The following is a 14,879-nucleotide window of genomic DNA, read 5'->3' as shown; positions in this document are numbered from 1 at the left end:
ACACCGTATTGGGGAGAATCGGGCTGAATGTGCCCTGGAGGCGGCTGACTGGAGTGCACTGACTTCCTTTTTACTTTGGCACAACTGAATGCAGCAGATGTGCCATGATCGCTCGCGGCATGTGACCACGGTCGGCATCGATTGCCATCTGAGCCCATGACTCCACCGGGCGGTCGAGCGATTACTCGGCGCGGCCCCATGCAGTACGGGCGCGGCGCTCACCGGCGTCACGCCCGTTCAACGATCCAAGTCGTGCTCGGCTACTGCTGCGGCGGCCACTGACTGTGGGGCGGCGAGGGCTGCTGGTACGGGTTCTGCTGTGGTGGGGCTGGTTGCTGGTACGGGTTCTGGTGCGGTGCGACGGGTTGCTGGCTGTACTGCGGGTGACTCGGGGGGCCACCCGGGCCGCCACTGTTGTTCTTGTTCCGCTTGGACGCCCTGACAACCAGGAAAACGATCAGGCCGACGATAGCGAGGCCAACGACACCGATGACCGCCCAGATGAGCATTGCTTTGTTGTCGGCCTTCTCTTGTTCGGCAGCCGATGAACCCGGCGACGAGGTCGCGGACTTTTCCTTCAAAGACTCTGGAACTGTGAGCGGACCGTACTTCGAGCCTGCCGGGATATCCTCTTTAAGGGCCGCCAGCGGCTGGATGATCCCGTACCCATACCCTTTATCCGGCAGGGAGAGACCCTTCTCAGAATCCGGCAAAGCCGCCGTCTTCACCAAGCGGTTTACGATCTGTCCTGCCGTCAAATCAGGATACTTCGAGCGGAGCAAGGCAACCGCCGCTGATGTGTAGGCGGCAGCGTCTGACGTGCCGTTTGCCGCATGATAACCGTGACCATCTGCGTTCGCTGAGACGATATTGGCACCAGGAGCGGTCAGTGCGACGTAACTACCCGTGTTAGAGCCACTCCAGAGGAGCCCGTCATTCTTGACGGCACCGACACCCAGCGCTCCAGGCGAGGCCGCTGGATAGCATTTTCCACCTTTGTCTTCCTCGTTGCCAGACGCGCCCACGACCAAAACGTCTTTACTCAAAGCATAAGCCACAGCATCTGATACATCTTTCAGCGCTTGCGGATCACTAGAATCAAAGCACTGCGAGACATTGATTACGGAGGCGCCATTGTCAACCGCGTACCTAATCGTCCCTGAAAGCCCCACCTTGGGCGAATCTCGGATTGGCAAGATTTTTGCCTTCGGCGCGAGCCCCATGACTCCATCATTCACTCCATGTCCATGAGCAGCGATGATCGAAGCCATGCCTGTACCATGATTTTCCCCAGGGCTCGGCTCGGTGCTTCCTCCATCTACAAAATCCTTACCCTCTAGGACATTTCCCTTCAGGTCGAGATGATCTGCATTCACCCCGTTATCGATTACTGCTACAACGACGCCACTGCCCTGGGAGATTTTCCACACAGATTCGGCGTTAAGAGCCTTCAGCGCCCACTGATCATCTCTAACTTGATCTGCATCTGCGGTCGGCGCAGATGCAAACAACACCCCGCTGACTGCTACGCCGGATCCCAAAACTCGAAGTGTTCGCCCGAAGCCCATCTGTGTTTCCTCCCTGCGGCCGACACGGGGATGCATCTCATGAGTGCATCCCCGTGCCTTCCTACCAGCTACAGCACGCCGACTGGTCTATTCCTCGATGACCCGAGGTGCCACGTCACGCTGCGGAGTCCAGGTCTCTTCATCCTCGACCAAGTAGTCGGGACGCTCGCCCTCGCGCTGCTCGTCTTCTTTGCGTCGCCCAGTACGTGAGCCGGGGGCGCCTGCAATGCCGCCCTTGCGAACAGCGCTTGCACCCTTTCCTACGGCACCTCGGCTGCTGTGCAGACCCGACCCGCCGGCCGTGCCTCTGCCCGCGCCCGGACCAGACTTTGGCGTGCCGCCAACCACACCACCACGAGCTGTGCCTCCGACGCGTCCGGTCGCACCCTTGGCACCTCCAGCGCCTCCGGCACCTACGCCGCCAACGCCTCCGGCACCAGCGCGACCCGCCATACCAGCAGCACCCGCGCCTGCACGACCCGCCATACCGGCGCGAGCGGCACCGGCTCCAGCGGCCCCGCCGCCCACGGCACCACCAATGAAGCCGCCTCCGCCACCGATGCCACCACCGCCAGCCACTCCACCACCGGCCGTGCCCGGGCCACCAACCGTGGTGCCCCCTGTACGGCCACCCGCGATGCCGTCAATCGCAGTCCCGACATGTCCTGTCGGTGGAGTCGGCTTGTGTGCTCCACCGGTAACTCCTGAAGGCGGAGTCACCGCCTTGGGCGAGCTGATGCCACTCGTCTGGGCCGTCCGGGCTGAGCCCGCCGACACACTCTGCGGGCTTCGGGGTGAACGTGCCGTCGGCATAACTACCGGTGTGGGCGGCGTGCCTCCGGGGTCACCCGGATAATCTGTTTCGTCATCCCGAAACCGCTTCTTCTGCCACGACCCCATAGCCTTGGCCTGGGAGTTGTAAGAAGCCCCCAGCGTCTCCATCTTCGCGGCCATCTTCAGCTGCGCCTCCCGGCCCGCCGAAAGGTCGTCCGCGTTCGCGTCGAGGGCGTCCTGCGCGCCCTTTCCAGCGGCCAGGTCCTTCTTCAAGCCGTCGTCGCTGCGCGTGAAGCCGTCGCCCAGGCTGTTCATCGCGCTGGAAAGCTTGCTCGGCTTCTCCATCGCCATGACTTCGGGCTTGATGAGGCTCAGCGTGTGGCCCGCGTTCGCCATTGCCGTCGAGGTGTGGCTGGCGTACTTGGCGGTGTCGCCGATGCTCTTGCTGACCTGCTTCGCCTTGGCGGCGAACCTGTCGGCCGCGGCCCCCTTCCAGTGTTCCTGGATCCGGGCCACTTCCTTCTCGAACTCCGACTGGATGCTCGTCAGCTGGGTCGACAGCCCCATCCAGCCCTTGGCCACGCCGGACACGAGCTCAGGCCTGGCGTGCTGCACCATGGCCTTCATCTCGTCCATGTCTTTGCCGCTGGCAAAGGGCGTCGTGTGCTTCTCGTTGAAGCACATGTTCATCTCGGTGTAGTCGTAATCGATGTGGCCGTCGCTCTCAGCCATGCCCCTGTGCCCCCTCGTTGATTTGCACCTCAGCCCTCACCATGATCATCGATCACTGCTTTCCCGCGTTGGGAAAACTTGCCTGGGCGTCGTAGTCGGAGTCCTGGTACGCCCCGTGCGCGTATTTCGTCTTCTGCCCGAACTCGTCCATGACGGAATTGAGGTACATCACAGCATCCTCGATGTACGTCTTGATCTCGTTGTGAGCGTTGGCGAGCTTTTCCGCCTCGTCAAAGCCCGTTCCCAGGGCGCCTGCCGGAAGGTAGGTGTTGGTCTTCGAGTCGGTGTCCGCCTTGCCGAGGTCACTGAGGACTCGGTTCAGTGCGGTGACCGTCTTCTCGAGTTCGTCGAGATCGACGCTTACTTCTTCAGCCATGCTCAGCTCCCCGTTGACTCCACGTTGTTACCCACACCCTGCTTGCGTCGCCAGTCGCCCAGTACCCGGCCGCCGCCCACCAGCAGCAGCACCAGGGCGAAGCCCGCCGCGACCACGTACAGCGCGTACCGTTCCGTTCGTTGCTGTTCCGTCTCGCCGAGGACCAGTGTCGCGGCCTGGACGTCGGCCGCGTCGCCCACGGGGCCGGCCGAGTCCGGCTTGGGGCCGTCGGCCGAAGGCGTCGTCGTGTCGTCGTTGACCGCTGCGGTCGGGTCGACGACGCCCCAGCCGACGAAGTCGTCACGACCCGCCTTGGTCCGGTCCGCCGTCTGCTCGATCTGGGTGATGACCTGCTTGTAGTCCCAGTCCGGGTGCTTGGCGCGGATCAGGGCGGCGACACCCGAGACGTACGGCGCCGCGAAACTCGTGCCCTGGTCGACGCAGTTGCCGCCCACCGGGACCGTCGAGACCATGTCGATGCCCGGTGCCGCCACCCCCACGAAGGGGCCCGACTGGGAGAACGGAGCACGGGCGTTGTTGCGGTCCGACGCCGCGACCGCCAGGACGCCGGGGTACGCCGCCGGGTACGTCTCCTTGACCTTGCCGTCCGCCCCGTCGTTGCCGGCCGCGGCCACGATCAGCGCGTCCTTCGACTGGGCGAACTTGATGGCCGACTGGAACTCGGCGTCGACCGCCGGGTCCATCTTCGACGCGGTGTCCTGCGAGATGTTGATGACCTTCGCGCCCTGCGAGGCCGCCCACCTGATGGCGGCCATCATCGTGCCGACATTGCCGCTGCCCTGGTCGTCGTTCTGACGGACCGGCAGGATCGTCGCCTCCGGGGCCAGGCCGATGAAACCGGTGCCGTCGAGCTTCCGTGCCGCGATGATGCCCGCCACCTTGGTGCCGTGGCCCACCTTGTCCGTCTTGCCGTTGCCGCCGGCGTGCAGGTAGTCCTTGCCGTTGACGACAGCCTTCTTGAGCTGGGCGTTGACGGTGTCCACACCCGTGTCGATGACGGCGACCTTGACGCCCTTGCCCTTGGTGTCCTTCCACAGCTGGTCGAGGACCACGCGCTGAAGCGACCAGGGCGTTCCCTTGATCACGTCGGACGGGAACGAGCAGCTGGTGTCGTCGACCTGGAAGCGCACGTCGTCGTCGGCCAAGACGGTCCGCACCCGGTCCGCGGCGGCTGCCGGCGCGGCGCCCGCGAAGGGCAGCCCACAGGCCAGGACCGCCAGGACGGCGGTACCTGCGGCGCTCCGGCGCGCGGCGGCGGTACCTGCGACGCGTCGACGCGCCGCGCGCGATGCCCCGGATCCCACTTGTTACGTCCTCCCGTTATGTTTCCCCGTACGGCGTGTGGACCAGCCGCGGCGAGCCGAGCCGGTGGCCAGGACCCTGCGCGAGAGGCCCCGCGCGAGAATCCGTCCCGCACGGGACTCAGCCCCGCACAGGACAGGGGCCGGTCCCACGCCGACGACCCGACCTCAAGCCACTGAAGCCACTCAAGCCACTCAAGCGACCACGAGCCGACATCCCGCTACGCACCAAAGCCCCGGCTATGAACCGAAACGTCCACACACCTCGTGAAGCACCGATGGGGGCGAGTGCGCTGTCGCGCACTCGCCCCCATCAGGCGGTCACGTCAGCCGCCCCAGATCTGGGCGTTCTTCGACTCGGTCGCCTGGTAGTTCTGCGCGGCGCTGTCGAGGGCCTTCGCGATGGCCTCCAGCGTCTGCTGCATGGAGGCGGCGCGCTGGTCCCACTCGGCCTGCTTGGCGCGGTAGGACTCCTGGGCCGAGCCTTCCCAGCTCGCGGAGATCCGCTTCACGCCGCTCTCGAGCTCGTCAAGCTGCGTACGGATCTTGCCCGCGGTGCTGCGGACGTCCTGCGCGGCCTGGGAGATCGTGGCGAAATTTACAAGAATCTGCCCGGACATCTCTTCTGTGTCTCCTCAGATGTATGGATGGTCGATCACGGACGTACGCCGCGGCGCACGGGTGCGATCATCCGAAGGGGGACGAGGCCGCGATGTTCTGGATGGACGCGCGCTGCTCCTCTTCCGAAGCCGCGTAGGCCTTGGTGCTCTGGTCGATCGCTTCCTTGATGTCGTTCAAGATCTGGTTGATCTTGTTCGCATCCTGGTTCACCTGCGACTGCAGGTTGTTGTACGCGGTGGCCGCCGAGCCCTTCCAGCCGCCCGTGATGGTGTCGATCACGGTCTGCAGGCGGGAGATTTCGCCCTGGATCGAGGAGTTGACCGAGGAGATCTTGCCGCTGAACGCGACCATCTCCTCCTCGGTCATGGTGAACTGCTGTCCAGCCATGTCGTGTCCCCCATGAGACGTAGGAGTTCTGAGTAGACCCTCGCTCGGAACGCCGGCCCCGAAGGGGGTCGGTCGTACCCAGTCCGGTCTGGTTCCACTCTAGTCGCATCCGCTGACAGAGCGAACATCAGTTGGGGCATGTAGCAAGATCGCGATGAAGTCAACTCACCATTTTCACAAGTGCGTTCGTGAAGTGTGAGCCCCTCGCGAGCCGCCACCCGGCAAACAGGCCGGCGGCCGAGCAGCAGACCTACGACCCCTGCGCCTGCTCCGCGTTCCCGCTGCTCAGTTCCGGCCCGGCCGCCAGCAGGTCGGCCCACGTCGCCGGCACCACCGCCGCGCGGATCTTGCCGTAACCGAGGCGCACCTGCGAGGTGTTGGTCTGCTGGGCGCCGTTGCCGTCGGCCTTCTCGCCGCCCGTGACCTCGCTGTCGTTGCGTGCCGGGACCGAGTAGCGCAGGCCGGTGTCGGTGACGAGGAAGGTGCTGCCGCCGCCGGCGTCGGTGCCCGTCACCCGCTTGAAGAGCAGGCCGCTGCCGGGCGAGACGTAGGTGCGCGAGCCGCTCTGGGAGAGGTCCTTCGGATAGTCCCGGCCGCTCCAGACCGTCATCAGGGGCCGGTTGGTGTTCTCGTTGGTCGCCCCGCCGTGCCAGATGCTGCACGAGACCTTGTTGCCGCCCGCCTCCCACCAGCGCGTGTTGGCCTGCACCACCGTCTCCTCGGGCCACTTCTTCGGCGCCATCCACTCACCACTCTCCGGATGGATGTCGTTGAACCCGACCTGGACCGGCGCCGGGGTGGCGCCCGCGTACACGGCGTTGATGAACGGACTGCTGAGCCACATCTCGGCCGTGAAGTCGGAGATGGGCCGCACCTCGTTCTTCAGCACGATGTACTTCTGCTGCCGGTCCCCGGTACCGGTCACCAGGACCATGCCCACCTTGGCGACGCGGGTCGGAAGCCCGTCGACGTTCGCCTGCGCCCCGGCGTCCCCGCCCAGCGACGGGAACTCCAGGTCGCCCACGACGTTCAGCGTCTTGATGAAGTCCGTGCTGACGCGCTGCGGCTGCACCCCTTCGCCGAACACGGCCCGCTGGATGTCCTGGAGCGTGTTCTCGCTCGCGAGCCGCCAGCCCGTGCCGCCGATGAGATAGGCGCTGCCGTCCGGAGTGACCATGTACCGCGGCCCGTTGCCGCTCAGCGAGCCGGGGTCCTTCGGTCCCTCGACGTACAGGACCTTGTTACCCCTCAGCTCCCCGCGCTTCTGCAGCAGCTTCTGGTAGTCGCTCTTGTCCAGCACGTACGTGGCGCTGACCGGCTGTCCGTCCTGGCCCGGGGCCTGGCACAGCGCCCAGGTCTTCGCCGTCTTGGCGTCCTCCGGGGACGGCAGCCGGTCCGGGGCGAAGGGGATGCCGACCGTCGCGCCCATCGAGTACTTGCTGTTGTCGAGCACCGACTCCTTGATCTTCAGGACCTGGGGGTTCTCACCGTTCAACAGCAGCTTGGCGGAGGCCAGGTTGAGGACCGGGTGCAGGCTCGGCTTGCTCTCGCCCTTCGTCTTCACCAGCACGTAGCGCGTCGTCGACTCGCTGCCGACGAGGATGTTCTTGCCCTGTGCGTCCCAGCCCTTCGGCGCGGTCGGGCTGAGCATGCCCCAGGCGCCGAATCCGATGAGCACGAGGACCGCCACACCGAGACTCGGCAGGACGGTCTTCAGGGGCCGCGGTGCCGCCTCCTCCGAACCGTGCGGCGACGGCTGAAGAAACGCCGCCACCGTGCGCCTGCGCGCGAAGGAGTAAGCGTTCAGCTCATCCCGACGTGTCGCCATCGATGGGTCAACTCCCCGTTATTTCGCTTTGTTTCCGAATGCGGAACTCCCCAGGGCCGCCCGGTACTCCGTGGCGTTTGCTCCTGCAGGGGCCTCTACTATGCCGTGTGACGATCGCACCGTACGGTACGGGGTACGGTGATCCGCCGCCAGCTCGAGTCGCGGCCAGACAATGCAAAGGGGTTGTTCCGGGGGATGAGCACTGCGACCAGGTCCCGGCGCCGAAACGGCAGCCGTCGTACCCAGGAGAACCAGGGACCGGGGCCGGAGCCGGAACCGGCACAGCCGTCCTCGGGCGCGCGGCCCGCGAGCCCGGCCGCACCCTCGCTCGCCCGGCGCCCCGGCAGCATCGGCCCCCTGCGCGTCCAGCAGCTGGTCGGCTTCGAACTGGCCGCCGCGGTCCTGCTGATCGGCTGGCTGCTGCGCCCCATCGGTCTCACCGTCGGCATCGTGCTGGCCGTACCCCTGGTCCTGGCCGGGCTGCTGCGCCGCCGCGGCCGTCCGCTGCCCGAGTGGTTCACCACCGCCCGCGCGCTGCGCGACCGCCGCAGGCGCAACGCCGAACCCGTGCCGCCCGGCACCGACCCCGGTTTCGCGCCGGCCGTCGAGTGCGACCCGGCGCTGCGCACCTACAGCTTCCAGGACCGCGAGCAGCGCGAGATCGGCATGCTCGGCGACGGCACCTTCCTCACCGCGCTGGTCCAGGTGCAGGCCGCCGACACCCCGCTGCGTCCGGCCTACGGCACCGGGGACATCCCCCTGGACCTGCTCCAGGGCCTGCTGGAGGTGGACGACATCCGGCTCGCCTCCGTCCAGGTCGTCCAGCACACCCAGCCCGCGCCCGCCCCGCATCTGCCCCCGCAGGCCATGGCGGTCCGTTCCTACGGCCCCCTCCAGGCCCAGAGCATGACGCCCGGACTCCGTATCACCTGGGTCGCGCTCAAGCTCGACCCGGAGTTGTGCCCGGAGGCCGTGGAGGCGCGCGGTGGCGGTATGCAGGGTGCCCGGCGGGCGCTGCTGCGGGTCGCCGACCAGCTGGCCAGCCGTCTCATGGGCGCCGGCATGCAGGCCAAGGTGCTGAGCGAGGCGGACATCTGCGGCGCCGTCGCGACCTCCAGCTGTGTGAACCCGATGGCCACGACCGGCGGTGCCGCGCTCGACGGCAGCCGCTCCGGACGCCGTACGGCGGAGAGCACCCGCACCTGGCGCTGCGACGACCGGCTGCACACCACGTACTGGATCTCGAAGTGGCCCCAGTTCGGCGGTGCCGGACCGGCCTTCCCCCGGCTGGTCGGTGCGCTGACCTCGGCGCCGACGCTCGCCAGCACCTTCTCGCTCACCATCAGCAGGCGGCGCGGCAAGCTCCTCGCCCTGTCCGGCCACGTCCGGCTGACCGGCCGCGGTGAGAACGAACTGGGCGAGGCCGCAGAGCACTTGGAGCGGGCCGCGTCCGCGTTCAAGGTCGGCCTGGTGCGGCTCGACCGTGAGCAGCTGCCCGGAGTCCTGGCCACCCTGCCGCTGGGAGGTACCCGCTGATGTCCGCTCCCACCATGCGTCCCGGCGGCCGCTCCGGCTTCGGGAACTCCGCCCCGGGCTTCCCCGGTCAGCGTCCCGGGCATCTGCCCCGCTCCCCCGAGCCCGCCCGGGTCGGTCCCGAGCGGCGCCTGCGGGAGGCGTTCGGCCTGCTCGGCCCGCGCCGTGAGCGCCACCTCGTCGACGCCGACGTGCTCGCACAGCTGACCCTGCCGGTCGGCGACGACGGCCTGATCCTCGGCATCGACCAGGACAACCAGCCCGCGGTGCTGGGCCTGTGCCGCCCCACCCGCCTCGACATGGTGCTGGTGGGCGGCACGTGGATGGCCCAGGTCATCGCCCTGCGCGCGGCGGCGATCGGCGCGCGCGTGGCCGTCGAGACGGCCCGTCCGCAGCTGTGGGCGCCGATGGCGCAGGCGGCCGGCGGCGGCCAGCAGTGCGTGACCGTGCACCAGGTCGGGCGGATCGCCCCGCAGGGGCCGTCCCCGGCCAGCCCGGTGCTGATCATCCGCGACCTGGGCATCCGCCCGCCGCGCAGCCGTCTGACCACGACGCCCTGGCAGTCGGTGCTGACCCTGCTCCCCTATCTCGGCCCCACCGCGCCCCGGCTGCTCGCCAACGCGGACGTCGTCGGGGTGCAGCGGATCTCCCCGCAGGAGTCCCAAGTGGTCGGCAAGTCCATGCGGTTGCCCCAGGGCGACTCCGCGTCCCTGTCCTCGCTCGCCGACAACGTCGCCCTGTGGTGCACGCAGAAGTCCCGGCAGTACGTGATGACCCAGCCCACCGACGCGGAGACCGGTCTGCTCGGAGCACCTCGCCGGATGGACTGACCGGCGCGGTCACGGCAGGCCAAGGCGGCACCCCCTCACGCGAGTTCGTGATCGCACCGTAGCGCTGTGTGAGGGGGGCCAGGCCAAGTAGGGTGCTCCTGCACGAGGTTCGCTCAGGAGAAAGGGCTGCCGACCATGGCTGACGCGGACGACATCGCCGCAAAGACACCGGACGAGGACGTCCGGGCGCGAAAGGCGAGGGAACGGGACGAGCTGTACGGCCTGGACATCTCCGGTGTCGAGTGGCACAGCGCGCCCGGCACCGAGGACCACGAGGAGCGCGTCGAGATCGCCTACCTCCCCGAGGGCGCGGTGGCCATGCGGTCCTCCCTGGACCCGGACACCGTGCTGCGGTACACGGAGGCCGAGTGGCAGGCCTTCGTACTGGGCGCCCGCGACGGCGAGTTCGACCTGGAACCCGCGTCGGACCCCGGCGGTCTCCCGGCGGAGTAGGGGCGGCGGCCGGGCCGCGGAACCGACCGTCCCTCCAGAAGTACCGACAACCGTCACAAGGCCGACATCGGGGCAGGCGGACGTCCGGTGCGTGCGAGCGCACAGCGGACGGGCCTGCCCCGCTGACGGTTGTGGCGTTTAGGCTTGATGCGGGTGCGACGCAGGAACCCACGGGTGGGTCGTTCGCGTCCAGGGACTTCAGTCGGACCGGACAACAGGAACGGTCGCCCCCGGCACGGCACATGAGTGCCCACACGGCACGAGGGTGCTCGACCAACCAGGAGGAATTGTGCAGAGCGATCGGGACGGGCTGCGCGCGGGCTGGACGACGCCCAGCGACGACCAGTCCGACGCGGAGTCCGCCACGGAGATGACGGGCGAGTTCACCATCGACTACGCCGCACCCGCCTGGTACACGCAGAGCGCGGCGCCCCAGCCCGAGCCCGAGCCCGAGGCAGCGCCTCCCGCGCCGACCCCTGCCCCTGCCGCACCCGCACCGCACCCCGGTCACCCCGATCCGTCCGGTCACTCGCCGTCGCCGGCCGCCGCGACCCCGCCGCCCCCGCCGTGGTCGGGCACCCCGGCGGCCCCTCAGCCGCCGGCACCCCCGCACCCCCAGGGCGGCTACGGCTACCCGCAACCGCCGAACCCGCAGGCCGGCTACGGCTATCCGCAGCCGCCCGCGCCGCCCAACCCCCAGAGTGGCTACGGCTATCCGCAGCCCCCGAACCCGCAGGCAGGCTACGGCTACCCGCAGCCCCCAGCGCCGCCCAACCCCCAGAGTGGCTACGGCTACCCGCAGCCCCCCACGCCTCCTACGGCGCCCCCCGCGGCCTCGGCACCCCCGGCGGCCCCGGTCGCTCCCGCGCCTCCGGTCGCCCCCGCTCCTCCGGAGGTCCCCGTGGCCCCCGCTCCTCCGACCGCGCCCGTGGCCCCCGCGCCCCCGGTCGCCCCCGTCTCCGCCGGTGACGCGGAAGGCCGTACCGACGCGCCCTCCGCCCCCGCCCCGACGACGAGCGCCCCCGAGCCCCCTACGGCCCCCTCGGCTCCGGCGCCCAGCGCCCCCGAGCCCGCGGTACCCGCCGTAGCCCCGCAGGCGTCCGCGGAAGCGGAAACCGAGGCGCAGGCGCAGGCGACCCCGGCCGAGCCCACCTCCCCCGGGGAGACCGGAACCAGCGGCGAGGACGCGGACACCGGCCGGGCCTCCGAGGACACGGCACCGGAAGCCCCCGAAGCCCCGGCCACGGCCCCCGCCGTCGATCCCGAGCCCGGCACCGAACCCCAGGCCGCCGCGCCCGAGGCGCCTGCCGTCCAGGCCGACGCCTCGGAGCAGCCCCAGGCCGCACCGACCGCACCCCCGGAGCAGCCGCAGGCACCCCAGAGTGCCTCCCCCGAGCAACCGCAGGCCGCCCAGGCCTCGCTGGTCCCGGCACCGGAGCAGCCCTCGACCGCAGCCCAGGCGCCCGCTCCCGAGCAGCCGCAGGCCGACGCCCAGCACGAGGGCTGGCGTCCGCCGCCTGCGCCGCAGGGCGCGGTCCCGCCGCTGCCGCCGCAGTTCGCCCAGGGGGCCCCGGGTGCGGCCCCCGCCCCGGCGCCGGAGTGGTCGACGGGTGGACAGCCGCAGCCACCCACCGCTCAGCCCGGCGCCCCGCTCCCGCCCGCCCAGCCGACGCCGACCGCGGGACAGCCACAAGCCGCCCAGGCTCCGCAGGCCCCGCAGCCCGCCCCGGGCACGTGGCCGGCCACCCCGCACCACCCCGACGCCCAGGCGGCACCGGGCGGTTACGGCTACCCGCAGCCGCCGGCCCCGCAGCCCGGCTACGGATACCCCCAGCCGCCCGCGCCCCAGCCCGGCTACGGATACCCCCAGCCCCCGGCGCCCCAGCCCGGCTACGGCTACCCGCAGCCCCCGGCACCTCAAGGGCAGCCCGGCCAGCCGGGTCAGCCGGTGCCGCCGCCCCCCGCGCAGCCGGGACCCCCCGCCCAGCCGGAGCAGCCGCAGCCGCAGTTCCCGGGGCAGCAGCCGCCCCAGGCGCCGAACCCCAACCCCTACGCGGGCGCTCCGGGCCAGCCCGGCGTGGACCCCCGTGCCGGTGCCGGGTGGCCGGCCGCCGTCCAGCACGACCAGCGGCAGCAGGTCGCCGGCGCGGGTGCGCCGCTCGGCTACAACGCCGCCGTCGAGCTGACCTCGGACCGGCTGGTCAACAGCAAGAAGCAGAAGGCCAAGAGCAGCCGGCCGGCGCCGGGCGGATCGAAGTTCAAGCTCGGCGGCAAGAAGGAGGAGGCGGAGCGGCAGCGCAAGCTCGACCTCATCCGCACGCCGGTGCTGTCCTGCTACCGGATCGCGGTGATCAGCCTCAAGGGCGGCGTGGGCAAGACGACCACGACCACCGCCCTCGGCTCGACCCTCGCCACCGAGCGCCAGGACAAGATCCTCGCCATCGACGCCAACCCGGACGCCGGCACCCTCGGCCGCCGGGTGCGGCGCGAGACCGGCGCCACCATCCGTGACCTGGTCCAGGCGATCCCGTACCTCAACTCCTACATGGACATCCGGCGGTTCACCTCGCAGGCGCCGTCCGGCCTGGAGATCATCGCCAACGACGTCGACCCGGCCGTCTCCACGACGTTCAACGACGAGGACTACCGGCGCGCGATCGACGTGCTGGGCCGCCAGTACCCGATCATCCTCACCGACTCGGGCACCGGTCTGCTCTACAGCGCGATGCGCGGGGTGCTCGACCTCGCGGACCAGCTGATCATCATCTCGACGCCGTCGGTGGACGGGGCGAGCAGCGCCAGCACGACCCTAGACTGGCTGTCGGCGCACGGGTACGCGTCCCTGGTGTCTCGGTCCATCACCGTGATCTCGGGTGTCCGCGAGACCGGCAAGATGATCAAGGTGGAGGACATCGTCACCCACTTCGAGCAGCGCTGCCGGGGCGTGATCGTCGTACCGTTCGACGAGCACCTGGCGGCCGGTGCCGAGGTCGACCTCGACATGATGCGCCCGAAGGTCCGGGAGGCGTACTTCGACCTCGCCACGATGGTGGCCGAGGACTTCGCGCGGGCCCAGCAGGAGCAGGGTCTGTGGACGGGCAACGGCACCAACCAGCCGCCGACCATGGCTCCCCCGATGCCGGGCCAGCCGCAGCCGCAGCCCCCGGGCGCACAGCAGCCGCCGTTCCAGGGCTTCCCCGGCGCCCAGCCCGGTCAGCCGTGGCAGACGGGTCAGCCCCAGCCCGGATACCCGCAGCAGCCGTACGACCCGAACGCGGGCCGGCCGCCGCAGCAGTGACCGGAACGTGAGAAAGGGGGCCGGCACCTCGAAGGTGCCGGCCCCCTTTCATGTGCCCACGGTCAGGACCGGTTCACGTGCCCACCGTCAGTGCCGAGATGTGTCAACGGTCAGCGCCGGCACCTGTCCACGGTCAGTGCCGGGACCTGTCCACGCTCAGTGCCGGGAAGCCGCCTCGATCAGCTCGCCGCAGCGCTTCACGTCCTCGGCCATCGCCTTCAGCAGCGCGTCCAGCGTGTCGAACTTCTGCTGCCCGCGGACGTAGGCGAGGAAGTCCACCGCCACGTGCAGGCCGTACAGGTCGAGCCCGACGCGGTCGATGGCGTACGCCTCCACCGTGCGCTCGGTGCCGTCGAACTGCGGGTTGGTGCCGACGGAGATCGCGGCCGGCATCGCCTCGCCCTGCGCGTGCAGCCAGCCGGCGTAGACGCCGTCGGCGGGGATGGCGGTGTGCGGGAGGGTCTCGACGTTGGCGGTGGGGAAGCCCAACTCCCGTCCCCGCTGGGCGCCTCGGACGACCACGCCCTCCACGCGGTGCGGGCGGCCCAGGATCTCCCCGGCTCCCTCGACGTCCCCCTCGGCGACCAGGCGCCGGGTCAGCGTGGACGAGAAGGGCTCGCCGCCGCCCGCCGTGCCGGACACGTACAGGTCGACGACCTCGACCTCGAAGTCGTACGTCTTGCCCTGCTCGGCGAGGAAGTCGACGTTGCCCGCGGCCTTGTGGCCGAAGCGGAAGTTGGGGCCCTCGACGACCGCCTTGGCGTGCAGTTTGTCGACGAGGACCTTGACGACGAACTCGGCGGGCGAGAGCTTCGAGAACTCGGTGGTGAAGGGGAGGATCAGGACCGCGTCCACGCCCAGGTCCGCCATGAGTTCGGCGCGGCGGTGGTGCGGGGCGAGCAGCGGCGGGTGGCTGCCGGGGCGGACGACCTCGCTGGGGTGCGGGTCGAAGGTGACGACGACCGAGGGAACGCCCAGCTCACGCGCGCGGTCCACGGCGTGCCGGATGATCAGCTGGTGCCCGCGGTGGACCCCGTCGTAGGAACCGATGGTGACGACGCTGCGCCCCCAGTCCTCGGGGATGTCCTCCAAGCCACGCCAGCGCTGCACTGTGACCGCTCCTCGTCGAACCCGTGTCCGTATTGACTCTCAAGACC

Annotated in this window: 12 protein-coding genes; 4 read left to right on the top strand and 8 right to left on the bottom strand. The window is 69.6% G+C overall.

What is annotated here, in order from left to right:
- Positions 1-260 precede the first annotated feature (260 nt).
- From mycP (AQJ54_RS43290) to eccB, 7 genes are all read right to left on the bottom strand, one after another.
- Positions 261-1,568 carry a type VII secretion-associated serine protease mycosin gene (mycP, locus tag AQJ54_RS43290; RefSeq protein ID WP_169808224.1) on the bottom strand — a complete coding sequence of 436 codons (1,308 nt, stop codon included), beginning with the start codon at positions 1,566-1,568 and terminating at the stop codon, positions 261-263.
- 87 nt (positions 1,569-1,655) lie between these two features.
- Complete coding sequence (locus AQJ54_RS43285) at positions 1,656-3,074, bottom strand: PPE domain-containing protein (protein WP_079069753.1); 1,419 nt, start codon at positions 3,072-3,074, stop codon at positions 1,656-1,658.
- Positions 3,075-3,126: 52 nt separating this feature from the next.
- Positions 3,127-3,450, bottom strand: a complete 324-nt coding sequence (locus tag AQJ54_RS06490; protein WP_030315658.1) for a hypothetical protein — start codon at positions 3,448-3,450, stop codon at positions 3,127-3,129.
- A gap of 2 nt (positions 3,451-3,452) precedes the next feature.
- Complete coding sequence (gene mycP / locus AQJ54_RS06485) at positions 3,453-4,691, bottom strand: type VII secretion-associated serine protease mycosin (protein ID WP_037819571.1); 1,239 nt, start codon at positions 4,689-4,691, stop codon at positions 3,453-3,455.
- A 407-nt stretch (positions 4,692-5,098) separates the two neighbouring features.
- Positions 5,099-5,392, bottom strand: coding sequence for a WXG100 family type VII secretion target (locus tag AQJ54_RS06480; protein ID WP_007385065.1), 294 nt, complete (start codon positions 5,390-5,392; stop codon positions 5,099-5,101).
- A gap of 67 nt (positions 5,393-5,459) precedes the next feature.
- Positions 5,460-5,780 carry a WXG100 family type VII secretion target gene (locus AQJ54_RS06475; RefSeq protein ID WP_007385064.1) on the bottom strand — a complete coding sequence of 107 codons (321 nt, stop codon included), beginning with the start codon at positions 5,778-5,780 and terminating at the stop codon, positions 5,460-5,462.
- A gap of 250 nt (positions 5,781-6,030) precedes the next feature.
- Entirely contained in the window at positions 6,031-7,608 is a 1,578-nt protein-coding gene (gene eccB, locus AQJ54_RS06470) for a type VII secretion protein EccB (protein ID WP_062234682.1), read from the bottom strand.
- A 195-nt stretch (positions 7,609-7,803) separates the two neighbouring features.
- On the opposite strand from eccB, the gene eccE reads away from it, so the two are divergent.
- The 4 genes from eccE to AQJ54_RS06450 all read left to right on the top strand — a co-directional run bounded on the left by eccE (position 7,804) and on the right by AQJ54_RS06450 (position 13,722).
- Positions 7,804-9,144 (top strand): type VII secretion protein EccE, encoded by a 1,341-nt coding sequence (gene eccE, locus AQJ54_RS06465; protein ID WP_062234679.1) that lies wholly within the window; start codon positions 7,804-7,806, stop codon positions 9,142-9,144.
- On the top strand, positions 9,144-9,971 hold the full coding sequence (locus tag AQJ54_RS06460; protein WP_062026674.1) for a hypothetical protein: 828 nt from the start codon (positions 9,144-9,146) through the stop codon (positions 9,969-9,971). Before eccE ends, AQJ54_RS06460 begins: the two co-directional genes overlap by 1 nt.
- Positions 9,972-10,106: 135 nt before the next feature.
- Positions 10,107-10,424 carry a DUF397 domain-containing protein gene (locus AQJ54_RS06455; protein ID WP_062026675.1) on the top strand — a complete coding sequence of 106 codons (318 nt, stop codon included), beginning with the start codon at positions 10,107-10,109 and terminating at the stop codon, positions 10,422-10,424.
- 289 nt (positions 10,425-10,713) lie between these two features.
- The gene (locus AQJ54_RS06450) at positions 10,714-13,722 is read left to right on the top strand and encodes an SCO5717 family growth-regulating ATPase (RefSeq protein ID WP_062234675.1); all 3,009 of its coding nucleotides are present in this window, start codon (positions 10,714-10,716) and stop codon (positions 13,720-13,722) included.
- Between the two features lie 156 nt (positions 13,723-13,878).
- On the opposite strand, the gene AQJ54_RS06445 is transcribed toward AQJ54_RS06450, so the two are convergent.
- Positions 13,879-14,832 carry a bifunctional riboflavin kinase/FAD synthetase gene (locus AQJ54_RS06445; RefSeq protein ID WP_062026677.1) on the bottom strand — a complete coding sequence of 318 codons (954 nt, stop codon included), beginning with the start codon at positions 14,830-14,832 and terminating at the stop codon, positions 13,879-13,881.
- Between the last annotated feature and the right edge of the window lie 47 nt (positions 14,833-14,879).

Source organism: Streptomyces griseorubiginosus (assembly GCF_001514195.1).
Taxonomy (GTDB): Bacteria; Actinomycetota; Actinomycetes; order Streptomycetales; family Streptomycetaceae; genus Streptomyces; species Streptomyces griseorubiginosus.
The sequence above is the reverse complement of the archived record's forward strand: the minus strand, read 5'-3'. Positions and strand labels throughout refer to the sequence as shown.

Excerpts from the sequence above, each read along its gene's own strand:
- AQJ54_RS06460 (WP_062026674.1), top strand. The coding sequence starts at position 9,144 with ATGTCCGCTCCCACCATGCGTCCCGGCGGCCGCTCCGGCTTCGGGAAC.
- AQJ54_RS06490 (WP_030315658.1), bottom strand. The coding sequence starts at position 3,450 with ATGGCTGAAGAAGTAAGCGTCGATCTCGACGAACTCGAGAAGACGGTC.
- mycP (WP_169808224.1), bottom strand. The coding sequence starts at position 1,568 with ATGGGCTTCGGGCGAACACTTCGAGTTTTGGGATCCGGCGTAGCAGTC.
- AQJ54_RS06475 (WP_007385064.1), bottom strand. The coding sequence starts at position 5,780 with ATGGCTGGACAGCAGTTCACCATGACCGAGGAGGAGATGGTCGCGTTC.
- eccB (WP_062234682.1), bottom strand. The coding sequence starts at position 7,608 with ATGGCGACACGTCGGGATGAGCTGAACGCTTACTCCTTCGCGCGCAGG.
- eccE (WP_062234679.1), top strand. The coding sequence starts at position 7,804 with ATGAGCACTGCGACCAGGTCCCGGCGCCGAAACGGCAGCCGTCGTACC.
- AQJ54_RS43285 (WP_079069753.1), bottom strand. The coding sequence starts at position 3,074 with ATGGCTGAGAGCGACGGCCACATCGATTACGACTACACCGAGATGAAC.
- AQJ54_RS06455 (WP_062026675.1), top strand. The coding sequence starts at position 10,107 with ATGGCTGACGCGGACGACATCGCCGCAAAGACACCGGACGAGGACGTC.
- AQJ54_RS06480 (WP_007385065.1), bottom strand. The coding sequence starts at position 5,392 with ATGTCCGGGCAGATTCTTGTAAATTTCGCCACGATCTCCCAGGCCGCG.